Raw genomic sequence first — 22,085 nt, forward strand, 5'->3', positions numbered from 1 at the left:
TAAAAAAATTACAGTACATAAAAATTTAATTTTTATAGTTGGTTTTTTTTTGATTCATGGTGCTGTAAGTTATTTATTATTACTTAGCCCAATAAAATTGTTAATTGCTCAAATCTTAGGAATTTCTTTAAGTAGTATCTACTATCATAATCTTTTAAAATTGTATAGTGTAAAAAAACTTTTTACATTGTATTTAGATTTCGCTTTTTACATCGCAATCTTATCTCTATTTATGTTTTATCTAAATATAAATTCATTTTCTATTTATAGATTAAATGGATTTATGTCAGAACCAGCTCACTATGCTGCTATTATGCTGCCTGCAACATATTATTTCCTTAGAAATAAAAAATATTTAAGGTTATCTATCTTAGTAATCACAATATTTTTATCTAAATCTACTATTGGTTTTATTGGATTAGGGTTAATAGTTATTTTACCTTTAATAAAAGTAAAACTTTTTTTAAAGTATTCATGGTTAGTAATTATTTTATTAGGTTGTAGTGTTCTTTATTTAAGCACTGAATGGAACAAGCCAGTAGATGAAAATACAAGTAACCCTTTTGTAAGAAAATTAAAAGAAACAAATAAATCTTTAAGTGCTGTTTTTACCGGTAAATTCGAAAAAAATACAAATTTAAGTTCTTACGCATTTTTAAGTAATGCATTTATTGTAAGAGAAATATTTTTAGATAAACCTTTAGGTGCTGGTTTAGGAAGTTATAGGCATGAGTATGAAAAGTATTTTTCGAAAATGAAACCTCCTCCTTATTTAATTTCTTTAAATTTTTCTAAAATTAATAAGACAGATGCAAATTCTTTATTTTTAAGAATGACTGCTGATTTAGGAATCTTTGCTTTCCTTTTTTTTCTGTATTTTATTTATAGAAGTTTTAAATTATTTAAAAGTGATGAAAAATTAGAGCAACAAAGTGTGTTTTTCTACCTAATATTAAAATTGATTAGAGAGGGGCATTATTTTCCTCCAGAATTTTATTTCTTTTTATTAATTTTTTTAAAAAATTCAGATGAAGATTTTACATATAGTTGAAGATTACTCTATCGAAAGTGGGGGGTTAAGAACAGTAATAAAAGATTTAAATGCACATTTAAATAAAGAAAATGATTTTAGCTCTTATGTTTTAACTTCTAAAGAAGAAGCTTTAGACAATGTTTTTATCGTAGAGACAGTAAAACCATGGTTGTATTCAAAAGAATGGAAGTTAAAGCTGAAAGAAATTAATAATCAATATAGTTTTGATATATTTCATATTCATGGAGTTTGGTTATATCCTCAGTATATAGCTGCAAAATTCTGTGTTAAAAATGAAATCCCTTTTATCTTAAGCTGTCATGGAATGTATGAACCATGGTTATGGGAAAATGGAACATTTAAAAAAAAGTTTTATTTTAAATATATAGTAAAAAATATTTTTAAAAAAGCTAAATATATACACGTAATTACTTCCAAAGAAAAGGAAAACTTAAAGCTTTTATTTAAAAATAATAAAATAATTGAAATACCTAATCTAATTAAGGTTCCTAAATATGAAAAGCCTGAAGAAGAAATTAAAGAAAAGTATATTTTATATTTAGGAAGGTTAGATCAAAAAAAAGGTATTGATATTTTGATTAAAGCTTTTTCAAAAGTTGAACACCAAGATGTGAAATTAAAAATTGCTGGTAAAATTAATAATTATAAATATTATTTGGATGAATTAATAAATACTTTAAAAATTAAATCGAATGTAGAATTTTTGGGGATTATTTCTGGAGAGCGAAAAGAAAATTTAATTAATAATGCGCACGTTTTAATAGCACCTTCTCACTCTGAGGTTATAGGAATGGTTAATTTAGAAGCAGCCGTTTTAAAAACACCAGTGATTACAACATATCAAACTGGTTTGAATCCAAAATGGAATAAAAATGGAGGTATTTTGATAAATCCAAATGAAAATGAGCTATTTGATTCGTTACAACAAGTATTAAAATGGGATGCAAAAAAAAGAAATTTAAATGGTCAGAAATTATATTCTTTTGTTAAGAAATACTATTCATGGCAAGAAAAAAAAGAAGATTGGTTAAAACTATATAAATCTTGTAAAAATGAATAAAAGATTAGAGAAATTTACAAAACTTGCTTTTATTAGTTTAGCAGCATTACCATTATTAAAACCTAATCATAATTCTATGATTATTATCCTCTGTATGCTGTTAACACTAATTCATTTATTTAAAACAAAAAACAAAATCAAAATTAATCTAAATATTCTCACTTATTTAATACCTTTTTTTTTATTCCTAATTTATGAATTAATCTCACAGACGTTTAACTCTAAAACAATATTATTAAATCTTCCTTTTTTAGTTTTTCCTTTACTTTTTTTATTAAAACCAAATTTTATTGATACAAAAATAAGAGATAAGTCTTTTAAAGTTTTTCAAATTTCGGTTGTATTACAAACCTTATTTTTTTTTGTTACATTTTTAAAGACGAATGCATTAAGTACATTATTTAACATAAGTAAAGAGAATATTCCTTTTTTTAGAGAGTTTGTAACCAACAACTATTACTTTGAAATCCATCCTACATATTTTAGTTCTTACCTCTTATTAAGTATTACTATTTCCTTATTTAAATTTAAAGAATCTATTTTTATTAATTTTTTAAACATTAAATTTTCCTTCTTTTTTATTATACTTTTTAGTTCTAGGATTATTATAATATTATTAATACTCACTTTATTATTCTATTTAAGTTATAGTTTATTTTTAAAAGTAGGTTCCAAAAAATCACTATTTATTATTGGTACAATACCAGTTGTAATATTTTTATTTTTTTTGAAAAGTAGTTTTGTTTTAAATCGGTTTAATGAAATAAAAAATGAAATAAATAAGCCGATTGTAGGTAATTATTATAATTCAACTAATACCAGGCTTGCAATTTATAAATGTGATGTAATTTTAACTAAAGAAATGCCTTTTTGGGGCTATGGCGATAGTCTTCAAAAAGAATTAAATAATTGCTATGCAAAAAATAATGATAGCGATTTTTATAAAATTAGTACTTTTAATACACATAATTATTATTTCTATTTGTTACTCTATGGTGGTGTTTTTTTTATTTTAACTTTTCTTTTTTATCTTTTTATGATTTTTAAAAAAATTAAATATAGCTTGTTTGGAATATTTATTTTTTTTCAGTTTTTATTAATAAATCTTACCGAAAATTACCTTTCCAGACATTATGGTATAGTTTTATTTTGTTATTTTACATCCTTGTTTATTTTTTTTAATAAAGAAAAAGTTAATGCAACAACTAGATAAATATAAACTACCAAAAAACTTTAGAGGCAGAAACGTTTTTGTTGTTCAACTATGGTGGATAGTACAAAGTGTTTTGTTTAAAAACTCTCCTCAATTCATGTATGGTTTTCGTAATTTCTTATTAAGACTTTTTGGAGCTAAAATTGGCAAAAATACCATTATAAGGCCTTCTGTAAAAGTTACTTATCCTTGGAAGGTTTCTGTAGGTGAATACTGTCAAATTGGAGATGATGTAGTTTTATATTCATTAGGTGAAATTGAGATAGGAAATCATACAGTTATATCGCAAAAGAGTTATATTTGCGCAGGATCTCATGACTATAAAAAGTCAACTTTTAATATTTTTTCAAAAAAAATAACAATTAAAGATCAATGCTGGTTAGCAACAGATGTTTTTGTTGCACCAGGTGTAACAATAGAATCTGGCACCGTTGTTGGTTCAAGAAGTAGTGTGTATCAAAATTTACCGGCAAATAAAATATGTATAGGCACACCAGCTAAGGTAATAAGAGAAAGAAAAGTTGAAGAGTAAGAAAAATATATTAATAATTTCACCCTTTTTTTATCCAGAACCAATTTCTACAGGTAAATTTAATACAGATTTTGCAGTTGGTTTAAAAGATTTGGGGCATAATGTAAAAATATTATGTTACCATCCATTATATCCAAGCTGGAAAATAAAAAAGACTACAAGCAAAATTAATAATATAGAAATTATTAGAGGAGGAAAATTTTTGTGGTTTTCTAAAAGACCTTTTCTAAGAAGAAGTATTTTAGAGTTAAGTTATGCCTTTTTTATTTTAAGAAAAATTAAGAGCAGCCAAAAAAACATAGATATTATTATTCCAGTTTTTCCTCCAAGTTTAGCTTTTTTTTCAATAATCCCTTTCTTAAGAAAAAATATCCAGAAAGTTGGTATGGTACATGATTTACAAGAGTTTTATTCTGAAGAAAAGAAAGGGTTTATTTTTAAAATTTTACAAACCATAATCCATAGAACAGAAAAGAAATGCTATAATAGTTGTAATAAATTAATATTTCTTTCTAATGAAATGAGAAATGAATCAGAAAATATTTATGGATTAAAAAATACCAAACTCGAAGTTCAATATCCTTTTATTACAGTAAAACATCATTTTACAAATGATTTAGAACACATTTTTGATAATACAAAAAGACACATTGTTTATTCTGGTGCTTTGGGTGAAAAACAAAACCCTGAAAAGCTTTATGATTTCTTTTCTAAAGCCACTTTAAGCATCGAAAATTCGATTTTTCATTTTTTCTCTAAAGGAGAGGAGTTTAATAAACTAAAACTTAAAAACAATAATCCAAACATACTTTTTCATGATTTAGTTAAAAAAGAAAATTTAGAAGAATTATATCTAAAAAGCGATGTTCAAATAATACCTCAGAAAAAGGGAACATCAAAAGGTTCGTTACCATCAAAACTACCAAATTTATTAGCTTCAGATTGTAAGGTTTTTCTTATAACTGACGAAAATAGTGAACTAGAAAAATTATTTAAAGAACATAGTTTAAGTTTTGTGGCTACCACTTGGAATAATGAAATTTTAATAAAAAATCTGAAAAAATTATTAGATGAAAAGGTTGATTTTGAACATCAAAAAAAAGTAGCTAGAACTATTTTTACTATGGATAAAATGATAGAAAAAATATTATATTAAAACAATATATTTGTTTCTTTATTAAATTTTTAAGCTTGAAGAAAAGATATTCTTATTTGATTAAACCTTTACAAATATGTTTTGATATTTTAGTAATAAATATTATTCTGTATATTAATTATGGTAATCATAATTTTAGCTTAATTTTTCATTTCTATCTCAGTTTTTTCTGGTTAATAACATCTTATTCTTTAGGGTATTATAAAATTTATAGGCATACAAGAATACTAAGGTTATTTACCATTCTAAGCAAACAAATTTTAGTATTTACTCTTGGCTATTTTGCTTTTTTTGGAGTTTTTAATGAAAATGAAGTCTTTAAAGATCAATTTATTATTTTATTGATAATTCTTTCAATTACATCTATAAACAAGTTTTTATGGTTCTTTCTCTTAAAAACTTATAGATCTTTAGGTAATAACCTAAGAACAGCAGTCGTTATAGGGTATGATGAAGCTTCAAAAAATGTGATAAAATTGTTTAAAAGTAAATCTAATTTAGGCTATAAATATTTAGGGTTTTTCAGTTCAAAAAAATATAACGATCAAGAACAATTAGGCAGTTTTAAAGATGTATTCGATTTTGTATCAAAAAATGAGGTTGATGAAGTTTACTGTTCTTTAAAAACACATTCAAAAGAACAAATTAAAAGTATCAATAAATTTACAACAGATCAAAATATCACTCTAAAATTAATTCCAGATACCATAGAGTTATATAGCAAAAATCAAAGTATAGAATATTATGATGATGCTTTAATGGTTTTAAATGTAGAAAAGTTGCCCTTTGATTTTGTAGAAAGCCTTTATAAAAAAAGAATTTTTGATATTTTCTTTTCCTTATTTATTTGTGTTTTTGTTTTGTCTTGGTTAATGCCAATTCTTTGGGTTTTGGTAAAGCTAGAATCTAAAGGGCCCTTTATTTTTAAACAAAAAAGAGAAGGGTTAAATGGCGGTGAATTTATTTGTTATAAAATCAGATCTATGAAAATAAATGATGTTTCAGATAAAGTGCATGCTACTAAAAATGATAAAAGAATTACCAAAATAGGAGCTTTTTTACGTAAAACTAGTATGGATGAACTACCTCAGTTTATAAATGTTCTTTTAGGCGATATGAGTGTTGTAGGTCCAAGGCCACATCTTGGTAGTCTCTCTTTAGAATATCAAAAAGAAGTAGCAGATTATTTAAAAAGGCATATTGTTAAACCTGGCATAACAGGTCTGGCTCAAATTAGTGGCTATAGAGGAGAGGTAAAGAAAAAATCAGATATTAAAAATCGTGTTAGGTTAGATATTTTTTATATTGAAAATTGGTCTTTCTTTTTAGATATTAAAATTATAATACAAACTGTATTAAACGTTCTTAGAGGAGAAGAAAAAGCGTATTAAAATATGAAAGAGAATTTTGAAGTAACAGCATCTATAGTGTTGTATAAGGAAGATATAGAAGAACTGTCACAAACAATACAATCTTTTTTAAGAGTTCCATTAACCAAAAAATTATATTTAATAGATAACACAAACCAGAAATTATTTCAAGGGCTTTTTAATGATAAAGAAATTGAATATATAGCCATAGGTAAAAATATTGGCTTTGGAGCTGGGCATAATGTAGTTATAGATAAAATCAAAAACACATCCAATTTTCATCTAATTTTGAACCCTGATGTTTATTTTGAAAAAACTGTTATTCCTAATTTAATTCAAGAATTAAAAAATGACGAAACCTTAGCAATGATTGCACCAAAAGTTTTGTTTCCAAATGGAGAACACCAGTATTCTTGTAGAAGATATCCACAGCTCTTAGAACTTATTGCCAGAAGATTTCCAATTTTTAAACCCATTTTAAAACCAAAAGTGTTTAAAGGTCAATATCAAGACAAAGATTTAACTCATCCCTTTTATGCAGACTACTTAGCAGGATGTTTTCATCTATATAAAACAGACGATTATGTAAAGTTAGAAGGTTTTGATGAACGCTATTTTTTATACATGGAAGATGTAGATATTTGTAAAAAAATAGATAAATTAGGAAAAAGAAAGCTTTATTTTCCTAAAGAAGAAATTAAACACGTTTTAAAACAAGGATCTTCTAAAGACATGAAATTATTTTTCAGACATGCAATGTCGGCTTTAAAATATTTTTATAAATGGGGATTATAATTTTTCGAAGTTACTTTAAATTAAATAATCTGTAAAAAAACAGAATTTATTTAGATTTATTCTATTTTTCAATTCTTTTATTGCTTTATATTCATTTATTTACCTAAAATATTTTTTATTATCCTTTTAAATTATAATATTAGCAGTTCGTTTAACATATAGTTTTTAAGAATCTTAAAGTTAAGTGAACGTTTATTAAAATAAGGAAATTGAAACAAAGGAAATCCATATTTATAAAGCCTTTAATAATAATAATTGATCTAATCATCATCTGTTCAATTATTTTTATAACATCATATCAAGATTATTTAAACTCTTCATTTCTTTCTTACATCTGTATATCTTGGTTGTTTATTTCTTATTACACAAAGTTTTATAACGTATATAGATATACACAAGTTGGGGTTTTGGTAACCTTGCTAATGTCTCAGTTTTTTGTTTTTACATTAGCTTATTTAAGCTATTTTGCTGTTTTTAAAGAAGGTGAAATTGTAGATCATCAGGGTTTTATTTTCTTGTTAATTTTATCTTTTATATCCTTTTTCAAGTTTTTTGTTTTTTATTTACTAAGAAAATTTAGATCTGAGGGTAAAGATTTTCGAAATATTGTTTTATTTGGAGATATAAATTCTGCAAAAAAATTAAAAGACTTATTCCATTCTAAAAATGATTACGGCTATCGTTTTAACGGTTTTTTCTCAAACTCAGAATACAAATCTCAAGAATATTTAGGAGCTATAAAAAAAGGATTTAAATACCTTAAAAATGGAGACGTAGATGAAATTTATTGCAATCCTTCAGAAATTAGAACCAACCAATTAATTAAAATTAGAAAATTTGCTGAAGAAAGGAATATAGAACTAAGAATTTTACCAGAAAGTAAAGCTATTTATAGAAAAGATTTTATTTTAGAATATTTTGGTACCATTCCTGTTTTAAAACCAAAACCTTTACCATTTGAAAAAATTGAAACTCACATTTCAAAAAGAATTTTAGACATTATTTTTTCAGCCTTTGTTTGCATCACCATTTTATCATGGTTATTGCCAATCTTATGGATATTTATTAGACTTGATTCTAAAGGACCTTTATTCTTTAAACAAAAAAGAGACGGAATTAACGGTCGTCAATTCTATTGTTTTAAACTGAGATCTATGACTGTTAATGATGACGCAGATAAAGTATCGGCCTCTAAAAACGACAAAAGAATTACCAAAGTAGGAGCCTTTTTAAGAAAAACAAGTTTAGATGAATTGCCACAATTTTTTAATGTTCTTTTAGGTGATATGAGCGTTGTTGGCCCAAGACCACATATGAATGCACATACCAAAAAATTTACCAATGAAATTGAAAATTATTTAATTAGAAACTCAGTAAAACCAGGTATTACCGGTCTTGCGCAAATTAGTGGTTATAGAGGAGAAGTAATTAAAAAATCTGATATCAAAAATAGAGTTCGTTTAGATATTTTTTACATAGAAAATTGGTCCTTCTTTTTAGATATCAAAATAATTTTTCAAACTTTTTTTAATGTTTTTCTAAAGGAAGAAAAAGCTTATTAAATAAAATTTGATTTATCTTTAAATTGTGCTTACCACTTAAGTAGATTTCTTAACAATTTAAAATATATTTGCAACTTCAATAACACAAAAAATGAATGTACTTATTTTAGGTTCTGGGGGTAGAGAACACGCTTTTACGTTAAAACTTTCTGAAAGCAAGAAAATTAATCAGCTTTTTGTAGCTCCAGGAAATGCAGGCACCGATAAAATTGCAACGAATATAGATATTAATCCTACAGACTTTTTGGCTGTAAAAAATATTGTTTTAAACAATAAAATTAATATGGTAGTTGTTGGTCCAGAAGCGCCTTTAGTAGCTGGTGTACACGATTTCTTTTTGGCTGATGATGAGTTGAGAAACATTCCAGTTATTGGGCCTAAAAAAGACGGAGCCTTATTAGAAGGTTCCAAAGACTTTTCGAAACAATTTATGCAAAAGCATAATGTACCTACAGCAAAATATCAATCTTTTACAAAAGATAATTTAGCAGATGGTTTTGCATTTTTAGAAACCTTAGAGCCACCTTATGTGCTAAAAGCAGATGGTTTGGCTGCTGGTAAAGGAGTTTTAATTTTAAACTCTTTAGAAGAAGCAAAAACTGAATTAGAAGAAATGGTTTCTAATCAAAAATTTGGGGAAGCATCTGCAACAGTAGTTATCGAAGAATTTTTAAAGGGAATTGAATTGTCTGTTTTTGTGTTAACAGACGGAAAAAACTATAAAATTTTACCATCAGCAAAAGATTATAAAAGAATTGGTGAAGGAGATACGGGTTTAAATACTGGTGGAATGGGTGCAATTTCTCCTGTGCCTTTTGCAGATGAATCGTTTTTAAATAAAGTTGAAGAACTGGTTGTAAAACCTACAATTGCTGGTTTACAAAAAGATGGAATTGATTATAGAGGTTTTATTTTTATTGGTTTAATGAACGATAATGGAAACCCTTCTGTAGTTGAGTATAATGTAAGAATGGGAGATCCAGAAACAGAAGTGGTATTGCCAAGAATAGAATCTGATTTATTCGATTTATTTGATGGTGTTGCGCATCAAAATTTAGATGAAAAATCTTTTTCTGTTACAGATAAAACTGCCACAACTGTTATGTTGGTTTCTGGTGGATATCCTGAAGCTTATCAAAAAGAAAAAGAAATTACCGGTTTTGAAAACGTAGAAGAATCAATCGTTTTTCATGCAGGTACAAAGTTGAAAGATAATAAAGTAGTTACTAGCGGAGGTAGAGTTATGGCTATTACATCTTTTGGAAATAGCATTGAAGAAGCATTAGAAAAAAGCTACAAAAGCATAGATAAAATTCATTTCGATAAAATGAATTATAGAAAAGATATTGGTTTTGATTTAGTGTAAACAAATTAAAATTGTATTCTTTTACCTTGCTTTTTCAATTGTAAACGAAAATTCTGAACCTTCACCATAAACACTTTTTAGTAAAATGTTTTCGTTGTGAGCTTCAACAATATGTTTAACAATAGAAAGTCCTAAACCAGAGCCACCTTGCTCTCTAGATCTGCTTTGGTCTACTCTGTAGAAACGTTCAAAAAGTCTAGAAATGTGTTCTTTTTTAATTCCTTCTCCATTATCAACCACTTTAATAATAAACTTTTTATCTGAATAATCTTCTACACTAACAATGGTTTTTCCATTGGGTTTACCATATTTAATAGAGTTTACAATTAAGTTGATTAATACTTGTTCTATTTTTTCGATATCACCTTTTACAAAAACAGGAAATTCATGATTTTTATTAAAAGCTAAGGTGATGTTTCTTTTTTTAGCTTTCATTTCGAACAAATCAAACACATTTTGAATTAGCTCTAAAATATTAAAAACTTCTACATTTAGTTTTGTTCCTTCATTTTCTAATTTAGCAATCATATCTAAATCTTTAATTACAGCAACCAATCTTTCTACACCTTTATTGGCGCGTTCCAAATACTTCATTCGTATTTCTTTATCATTAATGGCACCTTCAATTAAAGTAAGAATATATCCTTGAACCGTAAATAATGGAGTTTTTAATTCATGCGCTACATTGCCTAAAAAATCTCTTCTAAAAGAGTCTCTTTCTGTTAAACTTTCTATTTCTAGTCGTTTACCTTCAACAAATTTCTGCATACTTTTAGATAGTTTTTCAATATCTGTAGTTGCAGATTCTCTTTTTAAATCATTTACATTTAGTATAGAAACTTCTTGATATAATTTCTTTAACCGTCTGTAAATAAAGTGTTCAGCTCTGTATTGAATTATAAAGAAAGAGATGATAAATAATACTAAAGACGAAATTATGATAGTAGCAAAACCTAAGTGTTTGCTAATAGCAAAATACGCTATTAAAGAAATAGCAAAAGAAAGCAGGGTTAAATAAATAGCCGACCAAAACGCATAAGAGTATGTTTTTTTTAGTTTCAAAAAATGTAGTATTTAACCCTTTATATTAATTTGTATTATGCTTCGTCTAAGAGAACAAATTTATAACCTACACCTTTAACGGTTTTAAAGTGATTGTCGCCAATTTTTTCTCTAAGTTTTCTAATATGTACATCTATGGTTCGTCCACCAACAACAACTTCATTTCCCCAAACCGTATCTAAAATAACTTCTCTTTTAAACACTTTACCTGGTTTCGAGGTTAAAAGTGAAAAAAGTTCAAATTCTTTTCTTGGTAATGCAATTTTTTTACCAGACTTATAAACCACATATTCATCTCTGTCAATAAGAATGTCGCCAAGTTTTAAAGAATCTTCACTTTCAGATTCAGCTTTTAATCTTCTTAATAAAGATTTTATTTTACTCACCAACACTTTTGGTTTTATTGGTTTTGTGATGTAGTCATCAGCACCAGCCTCAAAACCAGCAACTTGAGAGTAATCTTCGCCTCTTGCTGTTAAAAAAGCAATAATTACGTTTTCGAGAGTTTTAATTTTTCTAATTTTTTCACAAGCCTCAATACCATCCATTTCTGGCATCATAATATCTAATAATATTAGGTGAGGTATGTTTTTTTTAGCAGATTTTACGGCATCTAACCCATTTTCTGCAGTAAATACTTGATAGCCTTCATTTTTTAGATTGTAACCAATAATCTCAATAATATCTGGCTCATCATCAACTAATAAGATTTTTATATCTTTTTTATTCATAATATTTTATCTGATAAAAGTCAAAAATACTCATAATTCTATTATAATAACAGCTTCTTAACAATGATTTAATATTGTAACCTAAATATTAATATTGGCATTTAACAATAACATAATCAGGTCAATTTACTATTGTTTAATAAAATTTATTAAATTTATGGCTTAATTAAAATCAATTCAAACATGAAAAAAAATTACTTATTTACTTTAATTTTAATCTTTTCTTGTACTCTTACAAGTATAAGTCAAACAACTGTTTTTCAAGAATCCTTTGAAACTGGGAATTCAGGTACTCCTTCTGAAAACTGTAATGATGAATCTAGTGACTTTTTTACAAGAACCGATGGAACCAATATTACAACTTCTTATGAGGTATCTGGGCAAGATGGAAATTTTTTCTTTGCTGCGATGGATACTGATGGTGCTCCATGTACATTGGATATGCAAACTTTATTATTTGATGATATAGATATTTCATCTAAATCAAATCTAACGCTAGCGCTTTTACTCGCTGAAGATCAGGCTTCTGATGGAAAATTTGATTGGGATGGAGGAGATTTATTTTATATTGAGGTAGATTACGATAACTCAGGTACCTTTACTAAAGTTTTACAGTTTGCAACTACTGCAGATACTGGCTTTAACGTTTCATCACCTATGCTAGATACAGATCTAGATGGTATTGGTGATGGTCAGGCTTTAAATGATGTTTTTTCAGAATTTACATTGGCTTTAGGAACTGGAAATTTAATAGATATTAGATTAGTTTTTGATGGTTTAGCTGCTGGTGATGAGGATATTGCTGTAGATAATATAAGGATAATAGAGGATTATGCTGCTTGTGGTTTAAGTTTAGAAGCATCAACATATACATGTGATGCAACTACATTTGGTTTAGATGGTGTAACAGTAAGTGTTCCTTATACTGGTTTAGATGCAACTATTACATCTGTAACTTCTACTATGGGGACAATAGGAGGTGATAACCCAGCAACTACTGCAGATGGTACTATTACAATTTCAGGCTTGTCTGAAGGTGATTCATGGTCTTTAACATTAAATGGAGGTGTTTTATGTGATGGAAATACAATTTCAGGAACTATTGGAGCTGTAGATTGTTACCCTACTGTTTTTGATTTAATTACAGGTACTGAAAAATTTGAATCTGTTGTAGTTACAGCAAATTCTCAGGATGATGATTGGTATTTAAGCAGTGGTGCTTACAATATGAATGGATATATAGGTACTGATGTTTATGAAGATGTAGAAACATGGTTGGTTTTTGGTCCTTTAGATATGACTGGTGTTACTGATTTACAAATGTATTTAGAAGCATCAGAATCTTTTGGAACTACTGACTTAGAGGTTTCTTATACTACTTCATATGGTTCATGTCCTGCTGATTCTAATTGGACATCTGTATCAACAATTTCCGAAGCGGGTTCAAAAACAATTGATTTTTCTGGAGTTACAGGAACTGAATTATTTATTGGTATTCAATATTTAGATGATAATGAAGATGGGTATTCTTCTTGGAGTTTGTCAAACATAAAATTAGGAGCATCTACTGCACCTATTCTAGGAACTAGACCAACATCAGATTGTGGTGCAACTGCTTCAGTTATAAATAACCAAATCGAAGGTTTTGCAACATATCCAAATCCTGTAAAAAATAGTCGTTTTACAATTACTTCTAATAGTACAGATAAAAAAGAAGTTGCTATTTTTAATGTATTAGGTAAGCAAGTTTTATCTACTAGCTTTGCTGCAACAAAATCTAACATTGATGTTTCTTCAATTGCATCAGGATTATACATTTTAAAAGTTACAGAAGGTACTAAAACTGCTACTAGTAAGTTAGTGATTAAATAAAAACATATTTTTTAAAAATATTTAAAAGCTCTGATGTATTCAGAGCTTTTTCTTTTTTTATTATATTTATGGTGATGAAAAAGAAATAAAGCAATGAATCTTACCTATAAATTAAACGATGTGCTGTTTTTAGATATAGAAACAGTACCACAAGAAGAAAATTGGGAAAACGTATCTAAAACAACTCAAGAATTGTTCGATAAGAAAACTCAATACCAACGTAAAGATGAATTTTCCGCAAAACAGTTTTACGAAAAAGCAGGCATTTGGGCAGAATTTGGTAAAATAATCTGTATTTCTGTGGGCTATTTTGTTGATGTAGAAAATGAAAAACAACTAAGAATAACTTCTTTTTATGGTGATGATGAGCATAAAATTCTTACCGATTTTAAAGTTTTATTAGACAAACACTTTGCTAAAAAAACAAATATTTTATGTGCGCATAATGGTAAGGAATTCGATTTTCCGTTTATTGCCAGACGAATGATTGTACATCAAATAGAATTACCTAAAAAACTGAATTTATTTGGCAAGAAACCTTGGGAAGTTCCACATTTAGATACTTTAGAATTGTGGAAATTTGGTGATTATAAACATTATACATCACTTAAGTTATTAACGTCTATTTTAGGAGTACCATCACCAAAAGATGATATTGATGGTAGTGAAGTTGCCAAAGTATATTACCAAGAAAAAGATATCGAAAGAATTGTTAGGTATTGCGAAAAAGACACTGTAGCAGTTGCACAAATATTATTACGCTTCAATAACGAAAATCTAGTAAAAACAGAAAATATTGTAAGTGTAGATTATTAATCTTCTAATTTCATAGAAAGCTCTAACCAACGTTCTTCTTTCTGTTCTAAAGTTGTAATAATTTTTTGCAATTCTTCAGATTTTTTAGGAATATCATCAGGTGCAATTTCTACATTCAAAAACTGTTTTTCGATACGTTCTTTTTGATTTTGAAGACGTTCAATTTCTGCTTCTAAAGCACCAAATTCTCTTTTTTCAGTAAAGCTTAAACTACTTTTAGTGCTTTTCTTTTCAACCTTTTGTGCAATAGGTTTTTCTATTTCAACTTCTTTTTCTGCAGAGCTGTCATAAGCTCTAAAATCTGAATAGTTGCCAGGAAAATTTTCTACAATTCCATTGCCTCTAAAAACGAACAAAGCATCTACAATTTTATCCATAAAATAACGATCGTGAGAAACAACCAATAAATTTCCAGGATAATCTAACAAAAAGTTTTCGAGTACATTTAAGGTAACAACATCAAGGTCGTTTGTAGGTTCATCTAAAATTAAGAAATTAGGATTTTGAATTAAAACTGCACATAAATACAAACGTTTTTGTTCGCCTCCAGATAGTTTTTCTACAAAATCGTATTGCTTTTTTTTATCAAACAAAAAACGTTCTAAAAGTTGCGATGCAGAAATTTTTCTTCCTTTGGTTAACGGAATAAACTCTCCAAATTCTTTAATAACTTCAATAACTTTCTGTCCTTCTTTTACACTGATTCCTGCTTGCGTATAATAACCAAACTTAATAGTTTCACCAATTATTACTTTACCAGCATCAACAGGGCTTTTTTGTGTTATTATATTTAAAAAAGAAGATTTTCCTGTTCCGTTTTTACCAATAATTCCTATGCGTTCTCCTCTTTTAAACACATAATCGAAACCATTTAGAATTACTTTATCTCCAAAAGATTTATGCAGTTTGTGTAGTTCAAGAATTTTACTTCCTAAACGTTCCATATTTATTTCTAATTGTACTGTATGGTCTTTTCTACGTTGATGTGCTTTTTCTTTAATTGCGTAAAAATCATCAGTTCTAGACTTCGATTTTGTAGTTCTGGCTTTTGGTTGTTTACGCATCCAGTCTAATTCTTTTTTAAATAGACTTTTGGCTTTACTTAAATTGGTAGCTTCTAGAGCTAAACGTTCTTCTTTATTTTGTAGATAATAAGAGTAATTACCTTTGTATTTGTAAATTTTACCTTCGTCTAATTCTAAAATTTCATCACAAACACGCTCTAAAAAATAACGATCGTGAGTAACCATAAAAAGTGTAATCTTTTCTTTGGCAAAAAATGATTCTAACCATTCTATCATTTCTAAATCTAAATGATTGGTAGGTTCATCAAGAATTAATAAATCTGGTTTGCTAATTAAAACTATGGCTAAAGAAAGTCGTTTTTTTTGTCCGCCAGAAAGCGATGAAATTTTCTGAGTTAAATCGTCTAACTTTAATTTTGATAGAATTTGTCTGTATTGTGTTTCAAAATCCCAGGCATTGTATTGGTCCATTAAATCGAAAGCAGTTTGATAAGCTTCTGCTTCTTCTGGGTTTTTTAATGCTTTTTCATATTGATTAACAATAGAAAGTATTTTGTTATCTGTAGCAAAAATGGTTTCTTCAATGGTTAAATTAGGATCTAAATCATCACTTTGTGCTAAATAGGCAATAGAAATATCTTTTCTGCTTACTACTTGCCCTTCATCAGCAGTATCTAAACCAGCAATTATATTTAGGATAGAGGTTTTACCTGTTCCGTTTTTGGCAACAAATGCTATTTTTTGATCTTTGCTAATTCCGAAAGAAATGTCTTGAAACAAAACACGTTCTCCATAAGATTTAGAAATATTTTCTACAGAAAGGTAATTCACGATTTTAGTTTTTTGCAAAGAAACAAAAAACCCAAGAGTTAACTTGGGTTTTTTAAATCATTTCAAATAAACATGAATTTGGGGGACAAAATTTAGTTTAAATTTTAAGTTGTACAAACAAATATCGAATTGGGGGACTGTCTTATTTATCTCTTTGTACATGGTAAAATTAAACGAAAAAAGAGTGCTTGTCAATCCCTATTTATGGTGAAATTTTTATCCCCCTATTTATGGGGATGTCTCTCCCCATAAATGGGGAGGCGATTAACAAATTAGAAAAAATTTAAGAGTTTTTTAGAATAAAAAACAATTTTAGAATCTGTTAATTAATGCTATCTTGCAGTAGTATTTAACTTAACAAAAATAAAATGAAAATTATTGTCCCTATGGCTGGTATTGGCTCTCGTTTAAGACCTCATACTTTAACAGTTCCAAAACCGCTAACAGTAATAGCAGGTAAACCTATTGTACAACGTTTGGTAGAAGATATTGCTTCTGTAATAGATCAAGAGATTGAAGAAATTGCTTTTGTAATTGGTAGTAGAGCTAAAGGATTTCCTGCAGACACAGAAGAAAAATTATTAAAAATTGCTGAAGAATTAGGTGCAAAAGGTTCAGTTTATGTACAAGAAGTTGCTTTAGGTACTGCACATGCTATTTATTGTGCAAAAGAATCTTTAAGTGGGCCTTGTGTTGTGGCTTATGCAGATACTTTGTTTAAAGCAGATTTTAAGTTAGATGTAAATGCAGATGGCGCAATTTGGGTAAGTCAAGTAGAAAACCCAAGTGCTTTTGGTGTAGTTAAGTTACAAGATGGTGTTATTACCGATTTTATAGAAAAACCAAACGAATTTGTATCAGACTTAGCCATAATTGGTATTTATTATTTTAAAAGTGGCGAAAAAGTTTTGAAAGAAATTCAGCATTTAATTGATAATGATTTAAAAGAAAATGGCGAATATCAACTAACCAATGTTTTAGAATCTCTAAAACAACAAGGAGCCAAATTTATACCTGGAACCGTAAATGCTTGGATGGATTGTGGTAAAAAAGATCCAACTGTAGATACCAACAAACAAACACTTTCTTTTGAACATGAAGCTGGTAATAACTTAGTTTCTGATGATGTTGTTTTGCAAAATTCAGAAATTATTCAGCCTTGTTTTATTGGTAAAAATGTTGTGTTAAGAGACTCTAAAGTTGGTCCTTATGTTTCTATTGGGCAAAATAGCTTGGTAAATAATTCTACCATTGTAAATTCTTTAATTCAAAATAATGTCGATATTTCTAACGCAAAATTAGATAATGCAATGATTGGAAATCATGCAAAATACAATGGCGAATTTACTTCTGTAAGTATTGGTGATTATACAGAGTTAACCTAATTTATGATTAAGGCAAAGAAAAAATATAGCAGCAATAAGAGGCACTTTATAAACCTAAAGTTGTCTCTTTTGTCTTTGCTCTTTATGCTACTTTCTGCGCCTATTTTATCGCAAGATAGTATTCCTGAAAAAGAAGATTTAACAGAAGCTGCTGAGTTAAAATTTCAGCATTATTTTTTTAGAGCATTATCAGATAAATCAATAGGAAATTACCAAAAGGCCATAGAAAACCTAGAAAATTGCAATCAGCTTTTACCAAATGATGTTGCTGTTTTTTTTGAGTTTTCTAAAAACTACTTACTGCTTAACAATACATTATTAGCCAAAGAATACATTAACAGAGCATTAGCAAAAGATGCCCAAAATATTTGGATGTTAAAACACTTGGTTAACATAAATCAAAAAGAAAAAAACTATAAAGAAGCGATAAAAAATCAGCAAAAAATTATAGCCATTAATCCAAAAGAAAAAGAGGGTTTGGTAAGACTTTTTTTGTACGATAAGCAATATGAAAAAGCCTTTGCTTTAATGAATTCTTTAGAAAAAGAAAACCTGTTATCATCTAGATTAAAACGGATTAGAGATAGCTTACAAAAAAGGAGTTTATCTCAAAAATCAGAAGAAAAACCTACAGATCTTATCAGTTTAATAGATCAATTTAAAAGTGATAAATCGTATAAAATTTTAGCACAAATTTTAAATTTATCAATCGATAATCCTACAGAATTATTAAAATATAGCGAAGATGGAATTGCACTTTTTCCTGCACAACCATTTGTGTATCTTATGAAAGCAAAAGCGCTAAATCATCAAGAAAAATATAACAAAGCCTTATCTACATTACAAAATGGTATTGATTTTGTGATAGAAGACCAAATGGAAGTAGATTTTTATAAAGAATTTGTGATAACCTATAAAGGTTTAGGAAATTTAGAAAAGGAAAATAAATACCAACAAAAACTAAATAAATTGAAGAGTTAATACATGAAGTATATAAAGTACATTCTCCTTTTTACAATAATATTTACGTCTTGTAAAACAACAAAAAATATGATTGATGCAACTGCAACAGCAAAAGACATTTCTGCAAGAAAAGTAGCCAAAAAACACATTGCTGCTAATTTTGATAAAAATACAATAGACGCAAAATTAAAGATGAATTTTGATAACGGAAAAACCAAACAAAGTTTATCTGTAAGTCTAAAAATGAAAAAAGATGAAGTAATTTGGCTAAAAGGAAGCAAGTTTATTACTGTTTTTAAAGCCGAAATTACACCAACTTCGGTACGTTTTTATTCTTCTGTACTTAAAAATTCTTTTGAAGGCGATTTTTCTATGATTAAAGATTTATTAGGTGTTGAAATTAATTTTGAACAGCTACAAAACTTGTTTTTAGGGCAGTCTTTAACTGATGTTAGAGCAGAAGACCAAGAAGTAGAAATTGTAAATAATAGGTATATTTTATCTCCAGAAAAGCAAGCTGAATTATTCGATATTTTTTTTAATATTAATCCTGCGCATTTTAAATTAGACGAACAAACCATTGTAAATGCAGATAAAGATTTACGATTAGATGTAAAATATCCATCGTATAATTTAATAGAAGATGTTGTTTTTCCATCAGCCATAAATATTAAGGCAAAGAATAAAAAAAAGGTTACTACAATAGATTTTGAATACAAATCTGTTGTTTTTAATGATGAAGTAAATATGTCTTTTAATATGCCTAAAGGATATAAAAAACTATCCATTTAAATGAAGTTTTTAAAGTATTACATTCTTTTATTATTCGTTTTTTTAATGAGTTTCTCTGCATTTAGTCAAACTAGAAAGCAGTTAGAAAATCAGCGAAAAAAATACAAGTCCGAAATTTTAAAATTAAACAGACTGCTTTTTAACGAAGAAAAAAAAGAAAAAAATGCATTAGAGGCTTTAAAAGATATCAACCAAAAAATCGATGTTCGTAATAAGTTAATCAACACAATTAATTTAGAAGCAAAACTTTTAACTAATGAAATAAAAACGAACGAACGAAAGATTACAAAACTAGAAAAAGAATTAAAAGCTTTAAAGCAAGATTATGCAGAGATGATTTACAAATCTTACAAAAGTAAATCTCAACAAAGTAAATTAATGTTTTTACTGTCTTCTAAGAATTTTTATCAAGCATACAAACGTTTAGAATACACAAAACAGTATTCGAAATTTAGAAAAAAACAAGGAGAAGAAATACAGGTACAAGCTAATTTTATTAAAAAACTGAACGATTCTTTAGGATATCAAAAGAAAGTAAAAGACACTTTAATTTTGGTAGAAAAAAGACAAAAAGAAGAAATTGAGGGCGATAAAAAAAATCAAGAAAAATTAATTTCTCAAATCAAAAAGAAAGAAGGAAAATACAAAAGAGAAATTCAAAGAAATGCCAAAGAAGAACGCAAAGTTGCTGCGAGAATAGATAAGATTATTAAAGAAGAAATTGCCAAAGCTAACAGACTGGCAATGGCCAAAAATAAAGATAAAAAAACGGTAGTTAAAAAAAGCAGTAATTTTATCTTAAGTCCAGAAGCAAAAGCATTGGCTGTAAAATTTGAACAAAATAAAGGTAAATTACCTTGGCCAGTAAAAGAAGGTTTAATTGTTAGAAGATTTGGAGTACAACCACATCCTATTTTTCCAGGAATTACCATAAATAGTACAGGTTTGCACTTTGCAACATCGCAAGGAAGTGAGGCTATTGCTGTTTTTAATGGAGAAGTACTAAATATTTCTTTAGGTTCTGGAGGTACAAAAAATGTGATGATTAGACATGGAAACTATATAACCTCTTATAATAACCTAGAAAACGCTTATGTTAAAAAAGGCGATAAAATATCAGTTGGGCAAAAAATTGGAAGAATTTTTACGGATAAGGTTTCTAAGAAAACAAAACTTGTTTTTGTATTATTTAAAAATACCACACGTTTAAATCCTGCTTCTTGGATTTTAAAAAGATAAAATTTTCTTAAAATAGTATATGTGTCAATTTCACAATCTATTGAGTTAAACACAGGTTTTTATCATTCGTACATTTGAAATGAGTTAATAAAGTATTAACTTTTATATGAATCTTAAAAACATAGAAATGGAAAATTTAGATAGAAAGACAGTAGCAATTTTAGCTACCAATGGTTTTGAAGAAAGTGAATTAAGAGAACCAAAAATAGCCTTAGAAAAAGCGGGTGCAGATGTAGAAATTATATCATTAGAAAAAGGTGAAATAAAATCTTGGAACAATGGAGATTGGGGTAAAGCCTACAAAGTAGATAAAACGTTAAATGAGGTTACCCAAGCAGATTACAATGCTTTGGTGCTTCCAGGTGGTGTAATTAACCCAGATATTTTAAGAAGAGATAAAAACGCAATTAGTTTTATAAAATCGTTTTTTGAACATCATAAACCAGTTGCAGCAATTTGTCATGCACCTTGGTTATTGGCAGAAGCAGACGTTTTACAAGGTAGAAATGTAACCTCATTTAGCTCAATTAAAACAGATATTATTAATGCTGGTGCAAATTGGACAGACGAAGAAGTTGTAGTAGATGCTGGATTAGTAACCAGTAGAAATCCTGATGATTTACCTGCATTTAATGATAAGTTAGTAGAAGAGGTTTACGAAGGGAAACACCAAGAACAAATGGCGTAATTGTTCATTAATAATCAATAAAAAAAAGTGCAATTTTCAATTGCACTTTTTTTTGTTTTAAAAACTATTATTCTGCTTTAAAACGAATATTTTTCTGAATAATTACAGAATTCGGAATAGTAATTAATTCGTTTTCGGGTGTTTTTAAGGTGATAAAAAACACGCCAATATCTAAAATTTTTCCGGTAATATTATTGTCTTTTTCTAACACAGTAATCGAGTCTCCAATTTTTACAGGATAATTGATAAATAAGATTAAACCTGCAGTAATATTAGAAAGTATAGACCATTGTGCAAAAAAAGCGATCCCTAAAATGGTTAAGAAAGAAGAAATATAAACTAAGAGTTGTTTTTCGTCAACCCCCCAAATAAAGGCAATAATTACAATCATAGAAACATAAATTAATATGGAAATTATTTTATTAGTTACTAAGATTCTTACTTGCTGAAAACCAAATTTTAATTGAATTTTTCTTAACGATTTTGTAATTAAAAGACGCGAAAAAAACGCTATAATAATTATAGCAACTGTCCATAAAATTTTAAAACTATTAAAAACTTCCATATTATTTT

20 protein-coding genes are annotated in these 22,085 nt (G+C 27.6%); 16 read left to right on the forward strand and 4 right to left on the reverse strand.

Annotated features, from left to right (window positions below):
- Positions 1 to 283: 283 nt before the first annotated feature.
- The 9 genes from ACWYN7_RS00600 (at position 284) to purD (ending at position 10,108) form a co-directional block, all read left to right on the forward strand.
- Positions 284 to 1,051 (forward strand): O-antigen ligase family protein, encoded by a 768-nt coding sequence (locus tag ACWYN7_RS00600; RefSeq protein WP_462857906.1) that lies wholly within the window; start codon positions 284 to 286, stop codon positions 1,049 to 1,051.
- Complete coding sequence (locus tag ACWYN7_RS00605; RefSeq protein WP_462857907.1) at positions 1,029 to 2,114, forward strand: glycosyltransferase; 1,086 nt, start codon at positions 1,029 to 1,031, stop codon at positions 2,112 to 2,114. The genes ACWYN7_RS00600 and ACWYN7_RS00605 overlap by 23 nt, the downstream gene beginning before the upstream one ends.
- The gene (locus ACWYN7_RS00610) at positions 2,107 to 3,327 is read left to right on the forward strand and encodes an O-antigen ligase family protein (RefSeq protein WP_462857908.1); all 1,221 of its coding nucleotides are present in this window, start codon (positions 2,107 to 2,109) and stop codon (positions 3,325 to 3,327) included. Before ACWYN7_RS00605 ends, ACWYN7_RS00610 begins: the two co-directional genes overlap by 8 nt.
- On the forward strand, positions 3,311 to 3,859 hold the full coding sequence (locus ACWYN7_RS00615) for a WcaF family extracellular polysaccharide biosynthesis acetyltransferase (RefSeq protein ID WP_462857909.1): 549 nt from the start codon (positions 3,311 to 3,313) through the stop codon (positions 3,857 to 3,859). The genes ACWYN7_RS00610 and ACWYN7_RS00615 overlap by 17 nt, the downstream gene beginning before the upstream one ends.
- Positions 3,849 to 5,015, forward strand: coding sequence for a glycosyltransferase (locus ACWYN7_RS00620; protein ID WP_462857910.1), 1,167 nt, complete (start codon positions 3,849 to 3,851; stop codon positions 5,013 to 5,015). The genes ACWYN7_RS00615 and ACWYN7_RS00620 overlap by 11 nt, the downstream gene beginning before the upstream one ends.
- Positions 5,016 to 5,071: 56 nt before the next feature.
- Positions 5,072 to 6,406: an exopolysaccharide biosynthesis polyprenyl glycosylphosphotransferase gene (locus ACWYN7_RS00625; RefSeq protein ID WP_462858294.1), complete on the forward strand. Its 1,335-nt coding sequence runs from the start codon at positions 5,072 to 5,074 to the stop codon at positions 6,404 to 6,406.
- Positions 6,407 to 6,409: 3 nt separating this feature from the next.
- Positions 6,410 to 7,180, forward strand: coding sequence for a glycosyltransferase family protein (locus tag ACWYN7_RS00630; protein ID WP_462857911.1), 771 nt, complete (start codon positions 6,410 to 6,412; stop codon positions 7,178 to 7,180).
- 209 nt (positions 7,181 to 7,389) lie between these two features.
- Positions 7,390 to 8,742, forward strand: a complete 1,353-nt coding sequence (locus ACWYN7_RS00635) for an exopolysaccharide biosynthesis polyprenyl glycosylphosphotransferase (protein WP_462857912.1) — start codon at positions 7,390 to 7,392, stop codon at positions 8,740 to 8,742.
- A 91-nt stretch (positions 8,743 to 8,833) separates the two neighbouring features.
- Positions 8,834 to 10,108, forward strand: coding sequence for a phosphoribosylamine--glycine ligase (gene purD / locus ACWYN7_RS00640; protein WP_462857913.1), 1,275 nt, complete (start codon positions 8,834 to 8,836; stop codon positions 10,106 to 10,108).
- Between the two features lie 21 nt (positions 10,109 to 10,129).
- On the opposite strand, the gene ACWYN7_RS00645 is transcribed toward purD, so the two are convergent.
- On the reverse strand, positions 10,130 to 11,170 hold the full coding sequence (locus ACWYN7_RS00645) for a sensor histidine kinase (RefSeq protein WP_462857914.1): 1,041 nt from the start codon (positions 11,168 to 11,170) through the stop codon (positions 10,130 to 10,132).
- A 35-nt stretch (positions 11,171 to 11,205) separates the two neighbouring features.
- The gene (locus ACWYN7_RS00650; RefSeq protein WP_462857915.1) at positions 11,206 to 11,901 is read right to left on the reverse strand and encodes a response regulator transcription factor; all 696 of its coding nucleotides are present in this window, start codon (positions 11,899 to 11,901) and stop codon (positions 11,206 to 11,208) included.
- A gap of 183 nt (positions 11,902 to 12,084) precedes the next feature.
- Between ACWYN7_RS00650 and ACWYN7_RS00655 the strand changes: the two genes are divergently transcribed.
- Positions 12,085 to 13,773: a T9SS type A sorting domain-containing protein gene (locus ACWYN7_RS00655; protein WP_462857916.1), complete on the forward strand. Its 1,689-nt coding sequence runs from the start codon at positions 12,085 to 12,087 to the stop codon at positions 13,771 to 13,773.
- Between the two features lie 93 nt (positions 13,774 to 13,866).
- On the forward strand, positions 13,867 to 14,589 hold the full coding sequence (locus ACWYN7_RS00660; RefSeq protein WP_462857917.1) for a 3'-5' exonuclease: 723 nt from the start codon (positions 13,867 to 13,869) through the stop codon (positions 14,587 to 14,589).
- Here ACWYN7_RS00660 and ACWYN7_RS00665 read toward each other — a convergent pair.
- Positions 14,586 to 16,445 (reverse strand): ABC-F family ATP-binding cassette domain-containing protein, encoded by a 1,860-nt coding sequence (locus ACWYN7_RS00665; protein WP_462857918.1) that lies wholly within the window; start codon positions 16,443 to 16,445, stop codon positions 14,586 to 14,588. The two genes, ACWYN7_RS00660 and ACWYN7_RS00665, sit on opposite strands and share 4 nt — an antisense overlap.
- A 368-nt stretch (positions 16,446 to 16,813) precedes the next feature.
- Here ACWYN7_RS00665 and ACWYN7_RS00670 point away from each other — a divergent pair, with 368 nt between their 5' ends.
- From ACWYN7_RS00670 to ACWYN7_RS00690, 5 genes are all read left to right on the forward strand, one after another.
- Positions 16,814 to 17,830, forward strand: a complete 1,017-nt coding sequence (locus ACWYN7_RS00670) for a sugar phosphate nucleotidyltransferase (protein WP_462857919.1) — start codon at positions 16,814 to 16,816, stop codon at positions 17,828 to 17,830.
- A 69-nt stretch (positions 17,831 to 17,899) separates the two neighbouring features.
- Entirely contained in the window at positions 17,900 to 18,811 is a 912-nt protein-coding gene (locus tag ACWYN7_RS00675; protein ID WP_462857920.1) for a tetratricopeptide repeat protein, read from the forward strand.
- Positions 18,812 to 18,814: 3 nt separating this feature from the next.
- A complete protein-coding gene (gene lolB1, locus ACWYN7_RS00680; protein ID WP_462857921.1) occupies positions 18,815 to 19,585 on the forward strand; it encodes a lipoprotein insertase outer membrane protein LolB1 in 771 nt (256 codons plus the stop codon).
- The gene (locus ACWYN7_RS00685; protein ID WP_462857922.1) at positions 19,586 to 20,824 is read left to right on the forward strand and encodes a murein hydrolase activator EnvC family protein; all 1,239 of its coding nucleotides are present in this window, start codon (positions 19,586 to 19,588) and stop codon (positions 20,822 to 20,824) included.
- A gap of 127 nt (positions 20,825 to 20,951) precedes the next feature.
- Entirely contained in the window at positions 20,952 to 21,512 is a 561-nt protein-coding gene (locus tag ACWYN7_RS00690; protein WP_462857923.1) for a type 1 glutamine amidotransferase domain-containing protein, read from the forward strand.
- Between the two features lie 67 nt (positions 21,513 to 21,579).
- Here the strand turns inward: ACWYN7_RS00690 and ACWYN7_RS00695 are convergent, their stop codons facing one another.
- Positions 21,580 to 22,077: a mechanosensitive ion channel domain-containing protein gene (locus tag ACWYN7_RS00695; RefSeq protein ID WP_462857924.1), complete on the reverse strand. Its 498-nt coding sequence runs from the start codon at positions 22,075 to 22,077 to the stop codon at positions 21,580 to 21,582.
- Between the last annotated feature and the right edge of the window lie 8 nt (positions 22,078 to 22,085).

The organism is Polaribacter sp. M10, assembly GCF_054968445.1.